Origin of the sequence: Parabacteroides sp. AT13, assembly GCF_002272965.1 — a bacterium.
Lineage (GTDB): Bacteria > Bacteroidota > Bacteroidia > Bacteroidales > Tannerellaceae > Parabacteroides > Parabacteroides distasonis.
On sequence record NZ_NQMH01000002.1, the window covers coordinates 1,561,603 to 1,585,756 of the forward strand.

Here is a 24,154-nt window from a genome sequence, read left to right on the forward strand (position 1 = left end):
AAGTATCTGCGGTAAGATATGAAATCACAGTAATTCAGGCGTTTTTTCAGAATATAAAAGCAAGCCAGCTTCATTAGCAAAGTAAGTTAATTAAAATGCCAAAGTAAGTTAACTTACTTCGCCGATGAAGTTAACTTACTTTTATTAGATATCTTCTATTGAAAAAGAAGTATAATCTCTAAAAATCTTTCTCATTCGCCATATACCACATATTAAGGAACGAGGCCTTCGTGATATTCACCACCTTGTCCCAATTAATCCGGTCGGCATGGTCGCTCGGTTGATGGTAATCCGGATGCCCGTCGGTATGATACCAGATAATAGGGATACCTATCTTTGCGAAGGAACCGTTATCACTCCCTCCTACCGGGTTATCCCACGGACGATAATCCGGTGCCAGATTCAAGTTGTATTTCTTGATATCGTTCTTCAGCCAATCGCCGAAAGCAGGGTGCGCCTCCGTATAGAAATAAACCACATGGGTAGGCTTCGCCTCGTTATTGTTACGGCCGATCATATCGAAATTCAAATATCCTTTCACGTTCTTTATCTCTGGAAAAGACTGAACGAAGGCTTTCGATCCGAGAAGCCCTTTCTCCTCACCGTCCCAGAAAGCGAATACAACGGTTCGCTCCGGTTGCTGGCCCGTGGCAAGGAAAGCCCTCGCTATCTGCAAAACGGCAGAGACTCCGGAGGCGTTATCGTCCGCCCCGTTATAGATCTGGTCGCCATCCAGCATCGGGTCGATACCCAGATGGTCATAGTGAGCGCCGACAATCACGATCTCGTTCGGGTTCTTCCCCTCTATCTTACCCAATATATTATTCAAGGATAGCTTCTGGAAAACACCGGTCTGCTTGATAGCGGCCACCGAGTCCGGGTGGACTTGCCAACGGGCTCCTCTTTTCTGGCGTTCCAGATGGTAAGCCTCGAACGGATGGTAATAGGAATCGCCCACGGGATCGATACCTAAAGACTTCAAGTTCGCCACGATATAATCTCCCGCTATACGGCCTCCACGGAAACCGGCCTCACGGCCCTCCAGATCATCATCGGCCAAGAAACCGATATGCGCCTCGGCGGTCGATCTATTTATCACGTCCAAACCTTTCTTCTCCGGACTTTCCGCCCAAAGAGCCGTACTTAATGCCAGCGACATTAAGAGTAATCCTGCTTTTTTCATCGCTTTTGTGTTCAAATGATTATTGTTTTAGCTTTTTCATTCACAAATATAAGTAATTTCCCTGATACGCGAAGGAGAAGGAAAGGAAAGGGCACAAAAAAAGGCTCACCCGGCCGTATTGCCAAAGGTAATCCTCATTTCCTATCTCTCACCATTCCGTTTTGAACGGAGGTAAGAGATGACATCTAATTTATTTCTTACTTTAATTCTTTACTTAAAAAAGACGCGGTCTTTTAGTTCTTATCCGCATCTACACTCATTTCGCTCATAAGGCGACGGATCTCAGCGTTTAATCGCTGACTCATGGCACCATTGCCAGCTGACTGGTAACGATCTGCTTGATAACGCAACATCGCTAAAGCACGAAGGCTTTTCTCATTTTCTCTCATCATCATAATCTTTTTGTTTTACGCTTCCCACGCTTGGAAAGCCAGTTAATAAATAATCCTAAAACGATCTTTCTTTCTTAATTCGTTACAAAGATAACCATTTTATCCGAAACAATGTTGTAGAACATAATAAAATATTTCATTTTTTCGATTATTTATGAATTGTGCAAATAAGTCTAAATACGCCGGGGATTACTCCACCGGCGTTAATTCACCTGTAACAGAGTCTATTACAAACCCTCTTACCGTTATATCCGACGGAATCAGCGGATGATTCCGAATTTGCTCCACGGTCTCGTGCACGGAAGCCTCGGAGGTCTCGAATCCCCGCAACCACGACTCGAAGTTTATACCGCAATATCGGATCATATCTATTCGTTCCTGCGGGATTCCCCGCTCTTTCATCTTTTCGATCATCTCGGAGCTATTCATGTGCTTGGCTCCACAATCGGTATGCCCGATTATCATTACCTCTACAACCCCAAGCTCGTAAATCGCCACCATCAAGCTCCGGATAACGCTTCCGAAGGGGTGGGATATGATCGCCCCTGCGTTCTTTATAATTTTCACGTCTCCATTCTTGATGCCCAAGGAGGCGGGTAGCAACTCGGTCAGCCGGGTATCCATGCAAGACACGATGGCGATCTTCTTATCGGGATATTTATTCGTGATATACTTCTCATACCCCTTGTTCTTTACGAACTCACGATTATAGCTTACCAATTCATCAATCATAGCGTTTGTGATTTAGCGTTATTAAACTGTTTATTTATATAACATCGAAATGTCTTAAAGCGTTCATGACACCATCGTCATCTACGGAGTCGGTCACGTAATCCGCCGCCTCTTTCACCTCGTCGCCGGCGTTACCCATGGCTACCCCGATCCCGGCGTGGCAAAGCATGGCCATATCGTTGCCTCCATCGCCAAAAGCCATCGTCTCGTGGAGCGAGATCCCGTAATACTCGATGATCTTATCGATCCCTACCGCCTTACTGCTCCCCCGCGGCACGACATCCGCAAATAGCGGGTTCCAGCGAGTAGCCTCGCAATGCGGCAAGACGGACATGATACGTTCTTCATGGCCGGGAGAGAAAAAGGCTATCAGCTGGTATACTTCCTTACCCCCGTTGCCACGCAAAGGACGCAAGGGAGGATGAGGGAAGTCTAGCATGTCGTAAAGCTGTCGCACAGAATCATCCACGTAGTTCTGGTAAATCCCATCTTCCTCCACCAAGGCGCACGGGAACGCCTCCTCATTCTCTTGATAGCGGATCAACGCCTCTATATCCCCCGACGGGATATTATGTTTATAGATAACCTTATCTTTTCCGGCCAAGCAATATCCTCCGTTCAAGGTAACATAGCCATCGAACTCTTGCGTCCCGAGGTTATTGATAGATTGCAACTGGCGGCCGGTAGCGATGAAAACCTTGATTCCCTTTTCTCGCAACAGGTCCAAGGCCCGGACCGTGGAGTCCGGTAGTTTATGCGTCTTGAAACTTACCAACGTACCGTCAATGTCAAAAAATACTGCCTTAATCATACTTATACCTATTATCTTCTTTTAATGACAAAGATACACTTTATTTGTTACATTTGTATTTTCATTTCCTTCATCAAATAATAGATATAGTTTTTTATGGAATACAGACAACTAGGAGGTTCCGGATTATACGTTCCGGCACTTTGTTTAGGTACGGCTACTTTTGGTGGCACGAATGGTTTTGAAGGTTGGGGACATACCAAGGTGGAAGAGGCTACCCGTATGGTCAATCTTTGCTTGGACGCCGGGGTGAATCTATTCGATACGGCGGATGTCTACTCCAACGGTCTTTCCGAGGAAATCTTGGGAAAGGCGATCCACGGATTGAGGAATCGCCTCTTGATCTCCACGAAGGCGACTTTCAACCTAAGCCCGGAGAGCCGTAACGCCATCGGTTCTTCCCGTTTCCATCTGATACAGGCGTGCGAGGCGAGCCTGAGACGATTGAACACGGATCATATCGACATTTATCATATGCACGGTTTCGACGCAAATACCCCGGTAGAGGAGACACTCCGAGCCTTGGACGACTTGGTGACGAGCGGGAAGGTCCGTTATATCGCTTGCTCGAACTTCTCCGGCTGGCACTTAATGAAGTCGCTTTCCGTATCGGAGCGGTATGGATGGAGCCGGTACATGGCCCAACAGGTTTATTACTCCTTGCTGAACCGGGAGTTCGAGTGGGAATTGATGCCGCTAGGCATCGACCAGAAGGTGGGCGCCATTATCTGGAGCCCCTTATCCGCCGGACGTCTGGGCGGGAAGTACCGCCGGAATAACCCGATCCCGACGGACGGGCGTGTCGCTCGCGGAGGAAGCCCGATACCTGACGAGGCTACTTCTTACGAACGCCTGTACGACATCGTGGAGGTATTGGAACAGGTAGCCGAGGAGACCGGGCATAGCGTAGCCCAATGCGCCTTGAACTGGTTATTGCAACGGCCTACAGTAAGCAGCCTTATCATAGGTGCCCGCACGGAAGAGCAGCTAAGGCAGAACCTAGAGGCCGTAGGCTGGAGCCTCAGCCCGGAGCAGGTGAAGCGCCTCGATATGGCAAGCCAGACGACCCCGATCTACCCGTATTGGCATCAAGCGCAGTTCCCGGAATTGAATTCTCAATTGAGGTTCTAGACGGAGGCTAGAGAAAGCGTATACACCTCGGGATGCGGATAGCACGAAAGTCCGCATCCCCTAAACACCCATTTTCATCCCCTTAAACGTATCTTGGTTAAGACGTTTTTTATACTTTTGTAGGCTGTTACCAACTAAATCTATCGTATGAGGAAACATTTTCTACTTTTCTTGCTTTGTCTAGCCACGAACGCCAGCCTGACGGCCCAAGAGACCCTTCGGGAGAATAACGGGGAACCTACACTCGTGGAACGATTATCGAACGGAGAGATCAAGATCAATAGCGCCGAGATGAACTTCCAGCTTTTCACCTCGGCCAACGCTGAGTTTGTCGGAAAGGAGCTAGACGGTATGAACTTCAAGCTGAACCGTGTCCGGCTGGAGATCAAGGGGGATGTAGGCAAGTGGCTGGGGTATCATTACCGGCAGTCGTTCAACAAATACTCCGATCCCTATTCGCTCGACAACCTCTCCTCCTCGCTCGAGCTGGCTTACGTGAACCTAAAGGCACGGCATAATCTCAATTTCACGATCGGCAAGCAGTTCGTTAATTTCGGGGGATACGAGTATTACGTCAATTCCATCCGGGTACGAGAGTTTAGCGAGTTCAATAATTTACTGACCGCCTACCAAGCCGGTATCTCGGGCAACTGGCAAGTCAACCCGGACCACGAGCTTTGTTTCCAGATCGTGAATAACCGCAACGGTAACGATGAGGACATCTACCCTACCGGACTTCCCGAGGGTACCGCCAAGGCCAAGATACCCTTTATGTACACGGTCAACTGGAATAGCTATTATCTGGACAAGACCTTGCAACTGCGTTATGCCACCGCCGTCGGACAGCAGACCCGCAAGCGCTACTCCTATTATTTCACCTGTGGCAACACCTATGAGAAAGGCCCGTTGCTAACGTACCTCGACGTTATGTACACCCGCCAAGGGATCGACCAACATGGGGTCGTCAGCCGTCTGCCCGGCACGCCTCATACCGCCATGAACACCGAATACCTATCAATTATCGGCGACGTGGATTACCGTGTCCACCCCCAATGGAACGTTTACGTGAAAGGGGCGTACGAGACCGCCCGGGTGTATAAGAGCAACGGTGATTTCCGGAAAGGGATGTACCGCCGTTCGTGGAACGCGCAGAGTAGCGTGGAATTCTTCCCCTTCAAGCAACTCGACCTTTTCGTATTCGTCCTATACACCTACCGGGGCGTTATCCTAGAGAAAGCCGCCACGCAAATGGGAGCCATAGAACCGGATACACACCGTATATCGCTGGGGCTGGTCTATTCGATCCCGGTCTTCTGACAAACCGCGCATACGGTAGCGCAGGCTTGCAGATATGGTAGTACAGACTTGTAGATACGTTCGTGCAAACTTGCAGATACGCTTGTGTAAATTTGCAGATACGTTCGTGCAAACGTGTAGATACGTTAGTACGGATTTGTAGATACGGTAGCGCGGGCTGACACATAAGGAAGTACAGGCCGGCACATACGGTAGTACAGGTCCGTATTGCCTTATGTGCAGCTTCCCCCATCCACCCCATAAAAAAAGCGGTGCCTTCCGTTTCCGGAGACACCGCCCTCATTCTATAATAAAAGACCTGTTATATTAAGCCTCTACATCCCAATTCTCGGCAGCCATACGTTTGTAGCTACGCAGACGCCATTTAGCGTTCTCCTCGGCGGCGGCAAACAACTCAGCGGCCTCGGCCGGATATTGCTTGGCTACGGAAGCGAAACGAACCTCACCCTTCAAGAAGTCTTGGAACTTGCTCCAATCCGGCTCCTTGCTATCCAAGGTGAACGGATTCTTGCCCTCTGCCTCCAAAGCCGGGTTGTAACGCCACAAGTGCCAGTAACCGCATGCTACGGCTTCTTTCTCCTCAGCTTGCGACTTACCCATACCCTTCTTCAAACCGTGGTTGATACAAGGAGCGTAAGCGATGATCAATGAAGGACCGTCGTAAGCCTCGGCCTCGCGGATCGCCTTCAATGTCTGGGCTTGGTCGGCGCCCATAGCGATCTGAGCCACATATACGTAACCATAAGTAGTAGCCATCAAGCCAAGGTCTTTCTTACGTACCCTCTTACCGGAAGCGGCGAACTTAGCGATAGCGCCCACCGGAGTAGCCTTCGAGGACTGACCACCCGTGTTAGAGTAAACCTCCGTATCCAATACCAAGATATTTACGTTCTTGCCGGAAGCGATCACGTGATCCAAACCACCGTAACCGATATCGTAAGAAGCACCGTCACCACCGATAATCCATTGAGAACGTTTTACCAAGAAGTGAGACAATTCCTTGATCTGAGCGCAAACCGGACAACCCTCCTTGATGCCTTGCTCAACGAATGCCATGATTTGCGGAGCCAATTCCTTCGTCTTCTCGGCGTCGTTCTGGTTAGCGATCCAAGCGGCGGCTATTTCCTTGGCCTCAGCCGGAGCATGCTCGCCCACGGTGATCTGTTGCAACAAGCCTTCCAAACGTTTACGCATCTTCTCGTTCGCCAATTCCATACCCAAGCCGAACTCGCAGAAGTCCTCGAACAAAGAGTTTGCCCAAGCAGGACCTTGACCCTTCTCGTTCGTTGTATAAGGAGTGGAAGGAACAGAACCGGAGTAGATAGAAGAACATCCGGTAGCGTTAGCCACCATCTCGCGGTCGCCGAACAACTGGGTGATCAACTTCACGTACGGAGTCTCGCCACAACCGGAGCAAGCGCCTGAGAATTCAAACAACGGAGTAGCGAACTGTGAGTTCTTCACGTTAGACTTCACGTCTACCAAGTTTTGCTTAGAAGAAACGTTAGCTACGCAGTAGTTCCAGTTATCGGCCTCAGCCAACTGGCCTTCCAGCGGAACCATAGACAATGCCTTGTTGCCCTTGAATCCCGGACAGATATCGGCGCAGTTACCGCAACCCAGACAGTCGAGAACGTCTACCTGCATACGGAACTTCATACCTTTCATAGCGGCCGGAGCCTTCACGTCCAACATAGCGAAGCTGGCGCCCTTCTGCTCCTCATCGTTCAATACGAACGGACGGATAGAAGCGTGAGGACAAACGTAAGCGCATTGGTTACACTGGATACAGTTCGCCTCATTCCAAACCGGAACGAAAGCGGCCACGCCACGTTTCTCGTATTTAGCGGTTCCTTGCGCCCAAGTACCATCCTCGATGCCCTTGAATGCGGAAACCTTCAATAAGTCGCCATCCTGAGCGTTGATCGGACGAACTACCTCGTTGATGAAAGCGGGATCGTTGTTTACGACAGCCTCATCATCCGGAAGGTTAGCCCAAGCGGGATCAACCGTCAATTGGTTGTACTCGCCACCACGGTCTACAGCCGCGTAGTTCTTGTTAACCACGTCCTCGCCCTTCTTACCGTAAGACTTAACGATGAATTTCTTCATCTGCTCGATAGCCAAGTCTACAGGGATAACACCCGTGATACGGAAGAAAGCGGACTGGAGGATCGTATTGGTACGGTTACCTAAACCGATCTCCAAGGCGATCTGTGTAGCGTTGATATAATATACAGTGATATTCTTCTGAGCGAAGTAACGTTTTACCTTATTAGGCAAGTGCTTAGCCAACTCCTCAGCGCCCCAAACGGTATTCAACAAGAAGGTACCGTTCTCACGCAAACCACGAGTCACGTCGTACATGCGCAAATAAGCCTGAACGTGGCAAGCCACGAAGTTCGGGGTATTCACCAAATAAGTAGAACGGATCGGATGATCACCGAAACGCAGGTGAGAACAAGTGAAACCGCCGGATTTCTTAGAGTCGTAAGAGAAATAAGCCTGACAGTATTTATCCGTGTTATCACCGATAATCTTCACCGAGTTCTTGTTAGCGCCTACCGTACCGTCGGCACCCAAACCGTAGAACTTAGCCTCGAACATACCCTCACCGCCCAAGGCGATCTCTTCCTTCTGAGGCAGAGAAGTGAAAGTAACGTCATCCACGATACCGATCGTGAACTGGTTCTTCGGCATCGGCAACGCCAAGTTCTCGAATACGGACAGGATCTGAGCCGGAGTCGTATCCTTAGAACCCAGACCATAACGGCCACCTACGATCACCGGAGCATCCTCCTGACCATAGAAGCAGTCTTTTACGTCCAGATACAACGGCTCACCGTTAGCACCCGGCTCTTTCGTGCGATCCAATACGGCGATACGCTTAGCGGTCTTAGGCACGGCAGCCAAGAAATGCTTAGCGGAGAACGGACGATACAAGTGAACGGATACCAAACCTACCTTCTCGCCCTTAGCGATCAAGTGATCGATAGCCTCACGAGCGGCCTCCGTAACAGAACCCATGGCGATGATCACACGCTCAGCGTCCTCAGCTCCGTAATAATCGAACAAACCGTATTTACGGCCTGTGATCTTGGAAACCTCGTTCATATATTCCTCTACGATAGCGGGAACTGCCTCGTAGTACGTGTTGGAAGATTCTCTGTGTTGGAAGAAATGATCCGGGTTCTCGGCCATACCGCGAGCGACCGGTCTCTCCGGGTTCAAGGCACGGGCACGGAACTCGGCCAAGGCCTTCTGGTCGATAAGCGGAGCCAAGTCCTCATTCTCCAAAGCCTCGATCTTCTGGATCTCGTGAGAGGTACGGAAACCGTCGAAGAAGTTCACGAACGGCACACGAGACTTGATCGTAGCCAAGTGAGCTACACCGGCCAAGTCCATAACCTCCTGTACGGAACCCTCGGCCAACATGGCGAAACCTGTCTGACGGGCAGACATCACGTCTTGATGGTCACCGAAGATACACAACGCATGAGAAGCCAATGTACGAGCGGATACGTGGAAAACGCAAGGAAGCAATTCACCGGCGATCTTGTACATATTAGGGATCATAAGCAACAAACCTTGAGAAGCAGTGTAGGTTGTTGTCAAGGCACCCGCTTGCAATGAACCGTGAACAGCACCTGCGGCACCACCCTCTGATTGCATTTCCTGTACCATTACAGTCTCGCCGAAAATATTCTTACGTCCGGCTGCAGCCCATTCATCTACATATTCAGCCATTGTAGACGACGGAGTGATGGGGTAAATCGCAGCCACCTCGCTGAACATATACGAGATATGAGCAGCGGCCTGATTACCATCACAGGTTAAAAATTTCTTCTGTTTTGTCATAGACCTATAAAACTATTAGTATTAAAAAATATCCTTACTCAATATAGAAAACCGAACAACCAAAGCGGGATCATGTTCCCCTCCCCGATCTCGGTCTTATCAACAGCATAATACATATCCGGATTGTTCTTCACTTTCATGCTTTCCTCGATCCGGAAATTATACATCGTATTCACCAGAAAGTGGGCGTTCTTGATTCCTTCATTCAGCTTATTGTCTTTCAGTAGTTGGTTATAAAAGAACGACTCACGCACCGCCCCGGCATTTACCTCCATCGGACGGATGGGGTACATCAGGTTCGAGTTATACATATATACCTTGGAGGGCTTCTTCGGAAAGGATTCGCCCACCGGATACAGCATATTCATCAAACGAGCATCTGTCAAATACTTGATATAGTTCATCACGGTGGCCCGGGATGTCTCGATATCCTTGCTCAACTGACTCACGTTTGGGGTACAAGGAGCGCTCGTAGCCAATAAGTAGAGTAGTTTGCGTAGCTTTGGTAGGTAGCTTTGTTCGATTTGTTTTATGTATAACACGTCCACCTCTAGCATCATGTTCATGGTCTTCAGCAGATTCTCGGAGAAGTTGCGCTTTTCCAAGAAGAACGGATAGAAACCATGATGGAGATAATCTTGGAAATAAGCCATCGGCCTTACGACCGAGCAAATACGTTTGGCGATTTCCTGATGATTCTCTACTACCTCATCGAACGTGTACGCGGAAAACTGGTTCCCCGACATCAAGTTCAAGAACTCACGGAACGAGAACCCCCTGAGGTTATACGATACCACCTTGCCGGACAAGTCCGGGTTCTCCTCTTTCAGACGCATCACCGACGAGCCGGAGAAAACGATCTTCAAGTCCTCGAAATTATCATAGCAATACCGCAACTCTCTCGACCAGTTGGAATACTTAAACACTTGGTCTATCAACAACACCTTTCCGCCTTTAGCCCGAAACTCGGCGGCGAAATCAACGAGTGTGCGTTCCGTAAAATAGAAATGATTTAAATTAATGTATAAGCATTCCTTATTATCGGCACCAAAATATTCACGGGCATAGTCTAACAAGAAAGTGGTCTTTCCGACTCCTCGCGAACCTTTAATACCGATCAACCGATCCTCCCAATTGATCTCATCCATCAATCCCCTTCGTACCGGAGAATACAGATGCTCTACCAGATATTTATGTGTTTTAAAGAATGCTTCCACCTACATAATTGGTAATTGAAAATTTGGAATTACCGATGCAAAGATAAACATCTTTTCTCATTTGCAATGCGGAGATTGCAATTTTATTGCAAATAAATCCAATCTCTCAAAAATAGTATATATAATGATTTGAAATTCAGTGTGTTGAAAATTTTATAGTTTTAATTGAGGAACAAATAAGAAACAAAATTGCTAATTAAAGGCATTTCCCGATTTTTTGTTTTCACTCTGTTTCTTTCCTTGCACTTACTTATAATCGGGACTTCTTGAACCAGCTTCCTACCAGAATTTTTTTCCTCGTCCGACGGTTGTATTTGAACTTCCAAGAACCATTGCAGCCAAAAGAAAAGCAAGCCTTCTTTAATTCATACAAAGATAAGGAAAAACTTATAGGCAGGCAAATTTGTCTGCCTAAATATAGTTTACTTTGATTTAGCATATATATAGGCTAATGGACTAAACTAAACCTTTTCCCGAACTTCGTAAAACACTCTGGTCCCATTGTGCAGCCAAAAGAAAAAAAGATTCCACGGCATATTTTTCTTTTCGCTGCAACTCCCTTTTTATAAACCATCAACCTTTTACACGAGATCTTCTCTTCCCTGTATTCGCACATCCGCTTTCGGGCTGTCTGATATGAATTGTGTCGCAAAGGTACTTGACATGTCTTTCTTGTATGCAAGGTCACAGCCTGACGGTTCACGACAAAATCTCCACGCTCCGCTTTGCGGAGGTAGTATTTGGTTGTGAAACCCTGCATAAAGAGCCATGTCACCTTTTGAAGCGACATAATTAAATCAAGCCCGAAAGTAGCTGATGCTACAAGAGGGAAAAAAGAAAACTCAAAATTTAAGATTATGGCGAACTATGCAACAAACATTTTTCACGCAAGTACGGAAAACAAGCAAGACCTCGATAAAATAGAGGCATTTCTGGACGATAATTTCAACGGTTTTGTCAATCGGTATGGCGACACTGTAGATGCAGAATTTTCTTCCCGTTGGGAATACCCAGAAAAAGAAATCGACGAACTGGTAGCTTCTTTGGAAGCCAAAGATAAAATCTATATCCGCATACTGACATACGAGTTAGAGGACGAATACGTGAGCTTTCGGATATTCTCGCAAGGCAAGTGGGACATTAAGCTGTAACCTAAAAACGCATTCACTATGTACGAATACGAAGAAGACAGCGATATTATCGGTTTGTCTTGCACACTGCTCAATCCATACAAAGGTTACACGGAAGGTACAATCGTGGGCAACTATGGTAACACCATAGTTGTCCGCCTTGAAAGCGGCAAGGAAATTTCAGAATACCGTGATGAAGTGATTATCCATGATTAAACGATAGCAAACGTATGACACAGATAGCAACAAAATTCGTCAAATGGGATATTCCCGAACTGGCGACATTACAGGACAGCAAGGTTTACAAATTGCGGGTACACCTGAACAACGGAGGCAAGTTAAACCGGGAAGAAAAGAACTGGATTACCCGTAACGTGTGGGAAAGCATCTATTTCAAACGTGGAATTGCCTTGAGCGGTTATCATTTTGATTTTTCCGACGTTCTCAAACGGTATTTCGTCAAACAGCACGGAAGCATTCACGAGTATTATGCGATTGACAAAACAGCGTTACGCTCGATACTGTACGGCAGAATCGAGGATATTGTAGAAGTAAACAGTTAAACAACAAGGATATGGGAGAATACAAATTTTATCAAGACCGTAAGGTTACAAGTTGGGAACGGGATTATTTCAGTGTAAAAGCAAATAGTTACGAAGAAGCCGAGGCAATCGTCCGCTCATGGAACTGTGAGGACGTGTCGAACATCATTGACAACCGTCTTTGCTATGAAGAGTGGCAAGCATTGACCGATACATCGGAATCTATGCTCCCCGAAGAAAACGACGGCAACCCGACAATAGAGATTTTCAACGAAGACGGAGAATCAATAATGACCAATGTACCTAAAACACCTCAATCAAACCAATAGAACCATGAACGTAACAATCGAACACGTCTTTTGCCGCTATAGCGATGAAGCGGAAGAAATCTATTTCCGAATCATGAACACGATTCTTTTTGCAACTGACGAAACCGAACTTCGTGCAAGTATGGAACGTTTGAAGAACGAGACCTCACTCGATGAGTATTTTATATTCGGATACGGAGCACACCATATCTGGATAAACCAACGGCGACCGAGTGATAAAAACAGAATTTTCAAAAATCGGATTATGGTAGCCCATTTCTGACGGGAACGGGCAAGAGACCTCCGATGTACTTTTGCGGGCTAAACCGGAACTGCCAGTTTCAGCCCGTTTCTTTTTCTCTCGGCAGACATGCCGGCGCAATACCTTTTTTATCCTCATAATTAAAATTCTTATACAACCCGGAGGCCCATTTATATTTTCTTTTCGCTGCAACCCTTTTATATAAGCTATCGAACCTTTTGCAAGAGACCTTCTTTTCCCTGTGTTCGCACGTCGCTTTCGGGCTGCCTGATATGAATTGTGTCGCAAAGGTACTTGTCATGTCATTCTTGTATGCAAGGTCAAAGACTGACGGTTCACGACAAAATCTCCACCCTTCGCTCCGCACGGGTAGTATTTAATCGTGAAACCTTGCATAAAGAGCCATGACACCTTTCGAGGCGACATAATTAAATCAGGCCCGAAAGTAGCTGGTGCTACAAGAGGGAAAAAAGAAAACTCAAAATTTTATAGATTATGGCAAACGATGTAACAAATTCAAATGGACGAGTAACGGCAGACGAAGTAATACACAAGGATTCGGTTTTCAGATACCAACTGTTAGACCGCTTACGGTCAGATTGCGAGTATTACCTTAATTACGGTAACAGACACCCGAAATCCTTATGGGCTGGCGACGAAAAATTGCAAATTGAATTTATGATAAAACTGCATGAGAGTTTCAAAGAGGACGAAAAACCAGAATGGCTTACGATGGATGAGATTTTAGAATACAGCAAGAAAATGATAGCTCAAGAAGAATAAAATTACAACTAAGGAACAGACTAAAAATGTGATTTTATGGCATGGTTAGCAGTAAATAAAGACGGAACAGAATGGATAATGCCCGGAAAGCCCGTTCGAGGCTGGTGCGGGCATTGGGAGTACTCGGAAAAAGTGTACGTCGAGAGCGAGCAAGGGTACGTATCAATCGAGATAGAACTCCCCAAGGGGTCTGTTTACAAACTACTCGGTAAGGAGCTGACATGGGATGATGAACCGGTGGAATTGCAGACCGAAACAGAAAAGAGGTAAAAGCAAGCGGGCTGAACGTAGCATCGGTTTCAGCCCGCTTATACCGGCTAAACAGGTACACACCGGCGGGAATCCCTTTTTTATCTCCGTAACAGACATCCATACCGTTTCCTTCGGAAATAACCTTTTATACCTTTTGGCAGGCTATATCCTTTTGTAGAAAACGTCCGTTCGTGCGAAGGCGGTTCCTCCGCTTTGTTTCAAGACAGACTTCAGCCCTTTTTCCTTTTCCTCTTCTTTCCCTCATTTCTCTTGCCGGATAGAGACAGCGACATCAATACGCTGCATACATCTTTTGTCGGCTCTTCGTTTGGGCCCCCTTTCCACTATGCAGCGTACATGGTTGTATAAACGGTATATCGTTCTTGCCGCTTCAACCCCAAACAACCGATACGCTTTCTTGCCAGATGTTCTTCCCGCCCACCTGCCGGAACGGGAGCGGTCTTGTGTCAGTGGACGGACAGGTCTTTCATGTCTCCGAATCCGCTGCGGATTGTTTCGCCTCGACTTTTTCGCGACCGCTTTCTATTTGAAGTCGCCATATCGTTTTTCGTTGCAAAGTTAGTATGCAGACGGGCGCGACCTGGTGGTCTTGACCAATGGCGTATCGCACAAATCTTCCTTTATCGGGCCTGCGGTTTGGGGCTTCGCCTCCAAAATAAAGAGTATTTATGCGCTATCCTTGGTGCAGCCCTTTACTGCACCTACTTTTTATGCACCGTAAAACTGATTTATTAACTTCAAAAAGCAATCGCAATGAAAAAGATCGAGAACAATTTCGCAGTAACCGGATTCGTGGCAAAAGATGCCGAAGTCCGTCAGTTCACCACCACAAGTGTCGCACGTTTCCCGCTGGCAGTAGCCCGTCAGGAGAAGAACGGCGAAGAAACCAAGCGCATATCCGCTTTCATGAACATTGAAGCGTGGCGCAAGAACGAGAATACCGGGTCGTTCGACCAGCTCACCAAGGGCACGCTGCTTACCGTGGAGGGCTACTTCAAGCCCGAAGAGTGGACCGACAAAGACGGCGTGCTGCACAACCGCATCGTAACGGTCGCCGTCAAGTTCTATCCCGCTGTCGAGAAAGAGGAGGAAGCTCCTGCGGAACCGGTAAAGAAGCAGGAAAAAGGCAAGAAGTAATTCCTGCCTTATCCGGACAAAGCGGCTTGAAAGCCGCTTTTGTTTTACTCGTTACCGTTCCGGAACGTCCACACTTTTATACTCCTTCATACTCCACACGAAGAGTCCGCCGCCGTCCATTGATTTTCCCGTGCAAAGTTAAGGCGGTCGGGAATCGGCAAGGCGCGGCTTCATTTGTCGTTAACAACCATCAACTCGCAAGCTCGTCAATACTTGTTCAACACAAATGAAATCGTCCACGGGACTATCCGCTTCCTCCTTGCCTTATTTCCCTTCTGTCCGCCTTGTGGCCCGCACGTAAATCAAATCCCGCCGGACGAGGGAAACCCTCCGAAAGCAGGGATAAAAACGAAAGTCAAACTTAAAATTCAAAATGTATGAAACAGATGATTTGGTCAAGCTATGACCTGTTGGACGAAACGGCAAAAGAAGAATATCAAAATTCCCAGCGGGAAATATTGGACGATGACAGTTACGAGGTCAGCGATGAAGAATGGGCAGAAGAAGTATATTGCCGGCTGGACGACGAACGAAGCAATCTGAATAAAGAAGTGGACGGCATTATTGTCGTGTTCGGCAACTTGGGATTATGGAACGGCCGGAGACGAGGCTATCAAATATTGGGCAGCACCATTGCCGATATTTTGAAATCCCAGTGCGACGATGCAGAATGGTACGGCGACGGCTACAACATTCGCGGACGGATGGACCATCATGACGGTACGAACTATACCTTATACCGTATCGCCAAAGGCCGTGACGAAGCGGAACGTATCGCCGATAAGATTTACAACCGTGAAATCGACGAAGAAGGCTTCCGCCGGAGAACACGTTCCCTCTATCCGTATGTAGCCGCCGTGTACGGCTGGAAAACAAGGCAGCGCAAGCCGGACAAGGCCGCATAAAAATGCTGCCCGCAAAATACCGCAACGCACCCGCCAGAGGTGGTTGCGGTATCCTTTATTGAATGACTGAAATACAGAACCATCACCTTTTATAATCAGCTTCGTTCCTTTTTTATCTCATGTTTTTTGTGAAACCGGGAATGGACGAATATTTTGAACTGACGGACGAAGGTTACGAGTGGGTCTCCTAAACATTCGGTACAGATAATGACAGGTACGGGTTCGGGATACATTGGCAATGGATGTGTCCTGAATCCTTTTGCCGGAATTACCCTTTTATATCTTCATGACTCTTTCCCTTTTATCGAAGCGTATTCCGTACCCCATTGTACTCCGGCTAACCAACCGGAAAGCAATCCTCTTATAACACCTTAGCTTCCCCATTTTACTCCTTACAGCCGTTCCCCAGACACACTCCATGCCGAAAGCCCGCTTATTTTTTCTGCAAAGTTCGATTGCCGGCTGCCAGTCCCGGCAAGGACCGCTGGCGCTTGCAACCGGAAAATCTTCCTCTCCGACTTCGTTGGAGAGCGTATTTCCCGTTGCCTCCTTGTCTGGACTGACCGTCAATCCTGTGGCAGAAAAATAACCAGCCTCTCGGTACGAGATTGTACCAAAGGGAAAAACAAAAAATAGTTCAAACTTAAAATTTAAAGCGTATGACATTTAGAGAATTTATGCGAGAAAACGGTTACGAGTTACAGACAACTTTTTGGGAGGACTTCTCAATAGCGGACCGATTCGGTCTGTCAGCTATACAAGACACTTTCAAACGTGCTTTCGAGGAATGGAAAAATAACTATAAATACCTCACGGAACTGATATTGGTACTCAATCATAAAATCTGGCAGTATTATGAAACGAAACCGGAATTTGCGACACTTTACAATACCCTTTGGGAACAGGCAGGTCAATATGCGGTAGAGAACCTGAAAGATGACGAGTTAAGTTATTATTACGAGGTGACGGATTAAGCAAGGGAACACAAAGAGTCGGCTTTCATCGGCGGCTCTTTGTGCCACTTCCTTTTTTATAGCATACGGCAAAACAAATACCGCAACCGTCCGCAAAAGACAGTCGCGGTATCGTGTTATCCTGTATAACCATTGTCAACGGTCTCCCGAAACACTATGAAGAAAACCGTTTATACTTTCTTTATTTTCCCTCTTTTACCGCATCTAAGAATGTCTTTGCAGGCTTGAACGCAGGAACAGAGTGAGCCGGAATCACGATGGTCGTATTCTTTGAAATGTTACGAGCCTTTTTCTCTGCCCTTTGTTTGATGATGAAACTTCCGAATCCTCGCAGGAACACCTCGTTCCCGGCAATCATCGACTCCCTGACACTCTCCATGAATGCCTCCACTACAGTTGTCGCTACCGACTTTTCTATTCCGGTCTCCTGTGCGATCCGGGCAATAATATCTGCTTTTGTCAGACTGTTTTATTATAAAATCCGTTGCAAAGATAATAACATATCTCTTTGTCGTCTGGATTGCCAGCCTGATAATGTTACGGAAAACGATAATCCACCTTTATCTCACGGTGTTCCTTCGGCACGAACCAGACAATCGGAAAGCCCCGATAAAAGGAGAGAAACATAAAAAACATACAAATCCGTATCCTGTAGTCAAGGCAGGCAAACACCCGATCACCATTTATCGGTCATGATGGTAATCACTCTTGCTGAAACCACCGAATATAGCTTTCAGAATCTTTCCGATAACATAGAAAACCACTATAAAAACGATAAGTTCTCCCATATTCTATACTACTTAAAGTTAATATAAAGATACTAAAAATCAACGAGAACAGAAAACATATAGCCCTGATTCTCAAAAAAATCCATTTCAATCCGGCTAATACGAAAGCTCATTGCCCATCTTTCGGCTTACGCTTGCCCAACGGTCCTTTGAATTTTCCCCTATTGAGCTTTACCCCGTGCCGGTTGAGCACACTGAACACCGAACTCCGGCTGTTGTACCCGCTTACCGCCATGATGTCCTCGAAAGAATGACCGTTGACATACATATCAACGATGGTATTCTCCCGGTCGGCCTTATCCATCGCCTTCATCGTTTTTCTCGGGACCTTCGCTTTCTGTTGCAGATTCATGACATGTGCGGACGAATACCGCAATACCGCCACCTCTTCGGGTAGCGCCCCGAACATATCCAGTACATCGGCTGCCGTCGTTTCGGGGAACAGTTTTCCCCGCGAGTCGATCCGGTCATGGATGGAAATGATACGCACCACTTTGATTCGGCACAACTCAATAAACGCGGACAATTCGCGCGACCCACGGAGAGCGTTGCTGAATTTGGCCACGACAATCTCGTCACCTCTTTCGAGATTCGCTACAAGCTGTTTCCATCTGGGGCGCAGAGCCTCGTTTTCGACAAGTTCCTCTATCACTTGTACACAACCGTATTTCTGCATCCACTCTTTATCAGCCTCGAATCCGTCGTAACGATCCGCCTTGAATATGTAACCTACTTTTGCCATATCATTGTGCACTTCTATAAGAATAAGTACAAATATAAGAGTTTTATTTTAAACTAAACCATACTTTGAACGAAAATGATATGAAGGGCTTTCTGTGTCCTTCGTTTCTTTCACTTATTTTCATTGAAAATCAAACTATTAAGTGCAATGTTAAAAATGGTTTATAAAACGATTTTCGGCGCTTGTCATCTTGAAAAGAATACTTAGATTTGTGCTGTAAAATACAAAATGAACTATGAATTGTAAAAATCAATACTTAAAAATTGTACTATCGATTGCTGGACTTTCTGCCGTTCCGATTGCCATTTTCACACTTACATCGTGCGACGGTTCGAACGTCAAATCACTGGTTGAAGCCCAACCTACTCCAGCCGGTCTGTATCGGGAGTATCTGTCCGAAACACGCGGGCAAAAAGAACTTTCCTTTGAGGATTTGACCGCGTATATCGGGAAGTGGCAGACCTTGAAAGATTCCGTGACCGCAACCATGCGCCGGGACACGACCTATCGGGCACATTCCGACATACGTGAAGAGTGCATTCTGCTGCACGATTCCGTCCGTGCGGAACTTTCTCGGCTGGCGATGTCGAAACCTCGCACCTATAAAGAAGTGCTGATTCTGAAAGAACGTTTCTCTTCCTATACCGGAGACGTGGAACTGCATCGTTCCGCCGAAGAAATCCGTCCGTTTTTCGCAGAATTGGATAAACGTCCGGCCTGTCGGGGTAACAAGGAGCAAATTCTGTCAGCATATCGTAACGTGCTTGCCGAAACCCTGAACAATGGAATACATGGGAACGGCGACCTCAAAAAATTCATCGAAAGGGAGGATGCCGCTTTTCGAGCTTTCCTGTCCGGGTTGCACGAGCTTGGCGAAGCGAATATGGCCGACATCACCCGTGACACAGAGAAATGCTGCTCCGAGGTGTTTTTCGCCGCTGGGCGCAAGGAAATCACTTACAAGGACGCCACGATATACATGGCCTTACGTACCGACCGTCGGCTGATCCAGAACGTGCGTGCCTGTCTTGACAACATACGCCGTGGAAAGGTCGTAACGCCCGAACAGGCACAAGCCTATGTCTGGATGATTCTACAGCCCTACGCTTCCTTGGACGGCCTCTGCATGACGCTATTGTCCCCGGAAGATAAGGAAACCCTTTACAGGATGGCCGCAGAAACACCCGCCGCATTCGAGAAACTGCGCAGAATCCTGCCGTCGGAGGGCGACCGGTTGGACGAACTGCCCGGTATGCTCATGGAGATATTCATCGCCTCGTTGTAAAAGCCTATTCACAAAATAAACGATATATGATTATGTTACGACACTTTCTGGATGACTTCATGTCGTTCGTACCCCTGCAAATGCCGCAGCTTCTCAATGTGGCAACGATGGAGGAGCCGCAGTTCTACGGTGACTATGTTCTGCTCACATTCCCGCTGCGGGACCCCTATGATCTGGAGGAGGTCATGGACATATTCGAGGACGACATGGAGCTGATTACACTCTACCACCATGTGCCGGTCGGACTGGAGAAATCCGGTCATAGCACCTGTGCCTACTCCAATCCCGCTTTCGGGCAGATGTTCAAGATGAACGCCCGGACAGACGCGGACGGCAAGGTAAACCGTATCATCGCGACCATTTACGATTCGTTGGAGCTGATGTACGGCGACCTGTGTCTCGATCTGAAACTCCACGCCGGGAACGGCAGCTTCAAGTACAAAAAGAATCAGGAAGACGTGTTGTTGGATTTCATGTAAAACAACCCCTATGCGAAACACGATATACCGCCAAATGGTTTTCTGTATCGACACGTACCGCACGTGGATAGAAGTGGCCGATGACAACCTCTACAAGGAACACGTCATTTCGAGAAACACCCGGACCGACTTCCTTGTGACCCGCACGCTGGTACTGCGGGCCTACAAACCGCATGGTCCATACGAAAAGGGCATGACGTGGACGATTCCGGAGCATGATCTGGACACGGCACTGGCTACATATCGTAAGCAGAACGGCACATTCAAATCCCGGATGAAGAAAGGCGCGTCGTCCCTGACAGCCGAAGACACCGAGAACATTATCCGCTTGGCCACCCACGGGATTGTCCGATTGGAACTCGTGGTACGGCCCGTTCATATACCTTCAAAACCCTATTACCTGTTATGACCTGGATTATATTACAATTCGTATTTCTTGCAATGCCTGTCGTCCTTCCGGCACTGTTGTACAGAAGCAGGCGTTGCTTCATGGCAAGATTCTACGATAAAATGGTGTGGAGCGAAAAGGCCCGCAGGCTGTACGCCCATGTGCTGCTTATCGTATTACTCTTGTTTCATTATGTCTATACGAGTGGACACCCCGGCGAGTTCGGTATCGTGCCATCTACCATCGTGTGTGCCGCATGGGCCTCTTTCAGGCGGGCGGACCGATGGATGCGCGGCTTGCTCGACCGGCCGAAACGTTTCGTCTGGTTTGCGCTCTTGGCATTGGTCATCGGCTTCGTGCCGCATCTGTACACGATGGCCGTAACAATCGCCTTTGTTCTTTTGGCTGCCCTGTTCTACCCGTCGGCAAGGGTCATGTCCGAAAAGACAGACATACGCAAATTCCTCGAATGGCTGGAATGTCCCGGAGCATTAGCCGACAGTTATCATAGTATCATCACGCGAGGCTGCCACGATAATGCGGATAATGGCAACCTGAAACTATCCGCACATTATGAATCATCAAAAACAGAATGAAAATGAGAAATAGAAATGAAGCGCCCGCCGCCATACTGGCGAACGTGGAAGTGTTCGACTACCTGAAAGAAAAAGTCGGCGAGCGGAAAACGAGAACGGAAGCCTACTGCGATTTGTTGGATAAATCGCTGGCAGGTTTCGTCTCCCCGTTTTTAAGAAGGCAGGACTACGACCTCTCTCCCTGCCAGTGCCATGTAACCGTTTCCGACCTTGCATCGGAGTGGCATTGGCATCGGGCTACTGTCCGCTCGTTTCTGGACACGCTCGAAGCGCTCGGACAGTTAGAACGCATCCGGCTGGCAAAAAGCGTCGTCATTACCATGCCCTGCGGACCGGCACGCCTGCCATGCCGGACAGCGGACGGGAAGAAGCGGACTTTGCCACAAGAATACAGGAAGCATTGTACGACTGGATAATCGGCAAAGCAACCTCTTTCGATGTGGGTAAATCATGTGGACAAATCATGCGCCAGACCTTGACGGAGATAGCCGGACGGGACAGTCGTATCTATCCGGACAGTCATTCCGACACGGCATCGGCACAGACCGTCCGGTCGGAAGAACAGCTGTGTGAGACCGTCTTGGAATGTATTGCCCATGCCGCCCTCTGGCGGGTTCTGCGTAAATCGAGGTTCGACGACGGCTCGCCGCTCGTGCAGTTCTTCCGGCTCGACCTCAGCGGGGAATGGGCGGCGTTCATCGAGGCCTCGAAGAGCTTGCAGAGCTTGTTATCGACGGAAAACCGGACGGGACAGGCTTCGGTACGGACGAAGAGACGGAACGCCTTGAATCGCTTCGCAAACCCTTTTTATCGCTTCTGGCGAAGGCGCAGGAGGAAAGCTGAACGGGGATTCGCGGACAGAGATTGTATAACCACGGGCAATTCTCCCCAGTTCAGGTTCAAATATCCTTCCAGTTATAGCAGGCATCCGGGCTTGCCCGTCTGCCACTGAACAAAGGGAAGGGGAGCCTAATACCCTGCTGACTGACGTCGCAGGGAGAAGTGTCCAAGCAAGCAGCAAGCTGGGACACGGGGAATTGTCCGAAACAACACGAAAAACAGTATGGCAAATGCAAAACAGGTTTCTCGATGTTCAGGTATCGAAAGGGATCACCGCCGCCCAAGGCAACGAACACCTGCGTAATCGCAGCGAAGAGGCGGAGAAGTACGCCATGAGCAAGGGCAACTACGACCCCACCCGCAAACATCTGAACTTCGAGATTGTGCCCGGAGGCAAGGTTCGCCCATCGACACGAAGCCGCAATATCCCGGAACGGATAGCGGACATATTGGGCCGTCGCGGGATCAAAGCCCAACGAGGATTGGTTGAACCGAAATACCGCACGGTGGTAAACATCATTTTCGCGGTTCGCGGAAGCGGATGCACGAACTCGCTTTCGGCACGCAGAAGGTGGATTTTGAAAAAGGTGCGGACAATACCCGCATCAAAAAGGAAGAGCGACATCGAACGTTGGGCGAAGGATGTCTATGCATTCGTTTGCGGCAGATACGGCGAGCAGAATATAGCCGCCTTCATTGTACACCTCGACGAATTAAATCCGCACGTGCATTGTACGCTTCTGCCAATCAAAGACGGGAGGTTTGCGTACAAGGAGATATTCGCCGGAAAGGACAAGTTCGAATATAGCGCGAGGATGAAACAGCTCCATACGGACTTTTTCGCCGAGGTCAACACGGAAGTGGGGAATGGAGAGAGGCCGGAGCGTCGCCGAGACCGGCGCACGGCACAGGACGACGGAAGAATACCGCCGTATGCTCTCGGAAGAATGTAACCACCATTGAGCAACAGATTGGCCGACATCAGGAAGTCCTGTCCGCCCTCCATTCGGACATTCGGCTGGCAGAGCGCAGAGTCAAAGGTTTGACCTCGATGGTGGAAAACTTGAAAGGGAGAAGAGCGAAAAAGAGGCTCAATTGTCGGCACTCGAAAATGATATGGATACCCGGAAAGGTGATGCTTTGACCCTATCTGCCGAGAAAGAAAAAGCTCGAAAAAGAGCTGACTGCCTATCCAAGGGAAACTGGCAGACAAACAGGAGAAGCTACAAACCGCCGACCGACAGCTTTCCGACCTCAAGGCAAACATGGATGCCATTGAGGAACGCACGGAACAGCTCAAGGAGGAAGCCTACGAATACTCCCGTGATGTCCACTCCAAAGTGGACAGACCTACTCAAGGACGTCATGCTGGAAAATATGTCGATGAGTGGAGGGAACTGTCGGCGCGGATGAAGCCTTCCGAACGGCAACTTTTCGACGACACACTCGTGCGTTCCGTGGCGGAACGGGGAGCGGAAGTCATGCGCTGCGCCACGATGCTCTTTCTCGGTATGGTCGATGATGCCACTACGTTTGCCGAAACACGTGGCGGAGGAGGTGGCGGAAGCGACCTCAAATGGGGGACGTGATGAAGACAGGACAACCGGGCATGGGCGCTTCGCTGCATGAGGATGGCGAGCCGCATGATGCGCCCTCCATCGGCAAGAAGCCCAAGCGTTGAATGGCAAGGTTTATAATAAAGAATCAGATAAACAACAAATTAAGGATATAAGAATATGACGAAAAATATCATTTTCATTATTGCGGCGCTTTGTTCGCTGCAAGCCCGTGCGGATGTACAACCTACGGAAAGGGATACGTACACCGCACGTACCGTTACGATGACACAGAACTGCTGCAGCCGTTACAGCCCTTATACCTTGACGGAGTGGTCGTTCCGGCACGGGGAAACGGCAATTGGTTTGTCAGTATCGCCGGAGGTGCGACAGCCTTTCTCGGCACGCCGCTCGGTTGCGAAGACCTGTTCGGGAGGTTGAAACCCTCGTACAGCCTTGCCCTCGGCAAGTGGTTTACCCCGTGGGTAGGTGCACGCATAAATTACAACGGGTTGCAGTTCAAGG

At 48.3% G+C, this 24,154-nt stretch carries 27 protein-coding genes and 2 pseudogenes; 21 read left to right on the forward strand and 8 right to left on the reverse strand.

The genetic code is table 11. The features are described from left to right. Positions 1-178: 178 nt before the first annotated feature. The 4 genes from CI959_RS20800 to CI959_RS20810 form a co-directional block, all read right to left on the reverse strand. A complete protein-coding gene (locus CI959_RS20800; RefSeq protein ID WP_005858275.1) occupies positions 179-1,183 on the reverse strand; it encodes a M28 family metallopeptidase in 1,005 nt (334 codons plus the stop codon). A 233-nt stretch (positions 1,184-1,416) separates the two neighbouring features. Continuing rightward, positions 1,417-1,578: a hypothetical protein gene (locus CI959_RS21665; RefSeq protein ID WP_005858277.1), complete on the reverse strand. Its 162-nt coding sequence runs from the start codon at positions 1,576-1,578 to the stop codon at positions 1,417-1,419. A gap of 186 nt (positions 1,579-1,764) precedes the next feature. Then, positions 1,765-2,307: a carbonic anhydrase gene (locus CI959_RS20805; RefSeq protein ID WP_005858279.1), complete on the reverse strand. Its 543-nt coding sequence runs from the start codon at positions 2,305-2,307 to the stop codon at positions 1,765-1,767. A gap of 34 nt (positions 2,308-2,341) precedes the next feature. Further along, positions 2,342-3,118, reverse strand: coding sequence for a Cof-type HAD-IIB family hydrolase (locus CI959_RS20810; RefSeq protein WP_057316984.1), 777 nt, complete (start codon positions 3,116-3,118; stop codon positions 2,342-2,344). 96 nt (positions 3,119-3,214) lie between these two features. On the opposite strand from CI959_RS20810, the gene CI959_RS20815 reads away from it, so the two are divergent. After that, complete coding sequence (locus CI959_RS20815; protein WP_057316983.1) at positions 3,215-4,249, forward strand: aldo/keto reductase; 1,035 nt, start codon at positions 3,215-3,217, stop codon at positions 4,247-4,249. A gap of 147 nt (positions 4,250-4,396) precedes the next feature. After that, on the forward strand, positions 4,397-5,566 hold the full coding sequence (locus CI959_RS20820; protein WP_057316982.1) for a porin: 1,170 nt from the start codon (positions 4,397-4,399) through the stop codon (positions 5,564-5,566). A 306-nt stretch (positions 5,567-5,872) separates the two neighbouring features. Here the strand turns inward: CI959_RS20820 and nifJ are convergent, their stop codons facing one another. Together nifJ and CI959_RS20830 are read right to left on the reverse strand one after the other, a co-directional pair. Continuing rightward, positions 5,873-9,424, reverse strand: coding sequence for a pyruvate:ferredoxin (flavodoxin) oxidoreductase (gene nifJ, locus CI959_RS20825; RefSeq protein ID WP_008774158.1), 3,552 nt, complete (start codon positions 9,422-9,424; stop codon positions 5,873-5,875). Between the two features lie 38 nt (positions 9,425-9,462). Continuing rightward, positions 9,463-10,641, reverse strand: a complete 1,179-nt coding sequence (locus tag CI959_RS20830) for an ATP-binding protein (RefSeq protein WP_057316981.1) — start codon at positions 10,639-10,641, stop codon at positions 9,463-9,465. 857 nt (positions 10,642-11,498) lie between these two features. On the opposite strand from CI959_RS20830, the gene CI959_RS20840 reads away from it, so the two are divergent. The 10 genes from CI959_RS20840 to CI959_RS20900 all read left to right on the forward strand — a co-directional run bounded on the left by CI959_RS20840 (position 11,499) and on the right by CI959_RS20900 (position 16,955). Further along, positions 11,499-11,792 (forward strand): hypothetical protein, encoded by a 294-nt coding sequence (locus CI959_RS20840; RefSeq protein WP_004289507.1) that lies wholly within the window; start codon positions 11,499-11,501, stop codon positions 11,790-11,792. Between the two features lie 18 nt (positions 11,793-11,810). Beyond that, the gene (locus tag CI959_RS20845) at positions 11,811-11,987 is read left to right on the forward strand and encodes a hypothetical protein (RefSeq protein WP_004289506.1); all 177 of its coding nucleotides are present in this window, start codon (positions 11,811-11,813) and stop codon (positions 11,985-11,987) included. A gap of 14 nt (positions 11,988-12,001) precedes the next feature. Beyond that, on the forward strand, positions 12,002-12,334 hold the full coding sequence (locus tag CI959_RS20850) for a hypothetical protein (protein ID WP_005777168.1): 333 nt from the start codon (positions 12,002-12,004) through the stop codon (positions 12,332-12,334). An 11-nt stretch (positions 12,335-12,345) separates the two neighbouring features. Then, positions 12,346-12,642, forward strand: coding sequence for a hypothetical protein (locus tag CI959_RS20855; protein WP_004289504.1), 297 nt, complete (start codon positions 12,346-12,348; stop codon positions 12,640-12,642). A gap of 4 nt (positions 12,643-12,646) precedes the next feature. Continuing rightward, entirely contained in the window at positions 12,647-12,904 is a 258-nt protein-coding gene (locus CI959_RS20860) for a hypothetical protein (RefSeq protein WP_004289503.1), read from the forward strand. 474 nt (positions 12,905-13,378) lie between these two features. Beyond that, entirely contained in the window at positions 13,379-13,666 is a 288-nt protein-coding gene (locus tag CI959_RS20870) for an LPD11 domain-containing protein (RefSeq protein ID WP_004289501.1), read from the forward strand. Between the two features lie 36 nt (positions 13,667-13,702). Next, on the forward strand, positions 13,703-13,936 hold the full coding sequence (locus tag CI959_RS20875) for a hypothetical protein (protein WP_004289500.1): 234 nt from the start codon (positions 13,703-13,705) through the stop codon (positions 13,934-13,936). A 756-nt stretch (positions 13,937-14,692) separates the two neighbouring features. Further along, positions 14,693-15,076, forward strand: a complete 384-nt coding sequence (locus CI959_RS20880; RefSeq protein ID WP_004289499.1) for a single-stranded DNA-binding protein — start codon at positions 14,693-14,695, stop codon at positions 15,074-15,076. Between the two features lie 377 nt (positions 15,077-15,453). Then, a complete protein-coding gene (locus CI959_RS20890) occupies positions 15,454-15,981 on the forward strand; it encodes a hypothetical protein (RefSeq protein ID WP_004289498.1) in 528 nt (175 codons plus the stop codon). 659 nt (positions 15,982-16,640) lie between these two features. After that, positions 16,641-16,955: a hypothetical protein gene (locus CI959_RS20900; protein WP_004289495.1), complete on the forward strand. Its 315-nt coding sequence runs from the start codon at positions 16,641-16,643 to the stop codon at positions 16,953-16,955. A gap of 181 nt (positions 16,956-17,136) precedes the next feature. Here CI959_RS20900 and CI959_RS20905 read toward each other — a convergent pair whose 3' ends face one another. Next, positions 17,137-17,418, reverse strand: a complete 282-nt coding sequence (locus CI959_RS20905; RefSeq protein ID WP_005777181.1) for an HU family DNA-binding protein — start codon at positions 17,416-17,418, stop codon at positions 17,137-17,139. Between the two features lie 434 nt (positions 17,419-17,852). Continuing rightward, positions 17,853-18,485, reverse strand: coding sequence for a recombinase family protein (locus CI959_RS20910; protein WP_004289492.1), 633 nt, complete (start codon positions 18,483-18,485; stop codon positions 17,853-17,855). A gap of 235 nt (positions 18,486-18,720) precedes the next feature. Here CI959_RS20910 and CI959_RS20915 point away from each other — a divergent pair, with 235 nt between their 5' ends. The 9 genes and pseudogenes from CI959_RS20915 to CI959_RS20945 form a co-directional block, all read left to right on the forward strand. Further along, positions 18,721-19,770, forward strand: coding sequence for a hypothetical protein (locus CI959_RS20915; RefSeq protein WP_004289491.1), 1,050 nt, complete (start codon positions 18,721-18,723; stop codon positions 19,768-19,770). Positions 19,771-19,796: 26 nt separating this feature from the next. Then, positions 19,797-20,249 carry a hypothetical protein gene (locus tag CI959_RS20920; RefSeq protein WP_004289490.1) on the forward strand — a complete coding sequence of 151 codons (453 nt, stop codon included), beginning with the start codon at positions 19,797-19,799 and terminating at the stop codon, positions 20,247-20,249. 10 nt (positions 20,250-20,259) lie between these two features. Next, positions 20,260-20,658: a hypothetical protein gene (locus tag CI959_RS20925; protein ID WP_005777184.1), complete on the forward strand. Its 399-nt coding sequence runs from the start codon at positions 20,260-20,262 to the stop codon at positions 20,656-20,658. Beyond that, entirely contained in the window at positions 20,655-21,233 is a 579-nt protein-coding gene (locus tag CI959_RS20930) for a hypothetical protein (RefSeq protein ID WP_005777186.1), read from the forward strand. Before CI959_RS20925 ends, CI959_RS20930 begins: the two co-directional genes overlap by 4 nt. A gap of 2 nt (positions 21,234-21,235) precedes the next feature. After that, a pseudogene (locus CI959_RS20935) lies at positions 21,236-22,076 on the forward strand (MarR family transcriptional regulator). A gap of 227 nt (positions 22,077-22,303) precedes the next feature. Then, on the forward strand, positions 22,304-23,026 hold the full coding sequence (gene mobV / locus CI959_RS22020) for a MobV family relaxase (RefSeq protein WP_303621150.1): 723 nt from the start codon (positions 22,304-22,306) through the stop codon (positions 23,024-23,026). Positions 23,027-23,168: 142 nt separating this feature from the next. After that, the gene (locus tag CI959_RS22025; RefSeq protein ID WP_303621151.1) at positions 23,169-23,486 is read left to right on the forward strand and encodes a hypothetical protein; all 318 of its coding nucleotides are present in this window, start codon (positions 23,169-23,171) and stop codon (positions 23,484-23,486) included. 44 nt (positions 23,487-23,530) lie between these two features. Further along, the gene (locus tag CI959_RS22030) at positions 23,531-23,662 is read left to right on the forward strand and encodes a hypothetical protein (RefSeq protein WP_303621152.1); all 132 of its coding nucleotides are present in this window, start codon (positions 23,531-23,533) and stop codon (positions 23,660-23,662) included. Positions 23,663-23,809: 147 nt separating this feature from the next. Further along, positions 23,810-24,154, forward strand: a pseudogene (locus CI959_RS20945) (hypothetical protein); the annotation flags it as partial.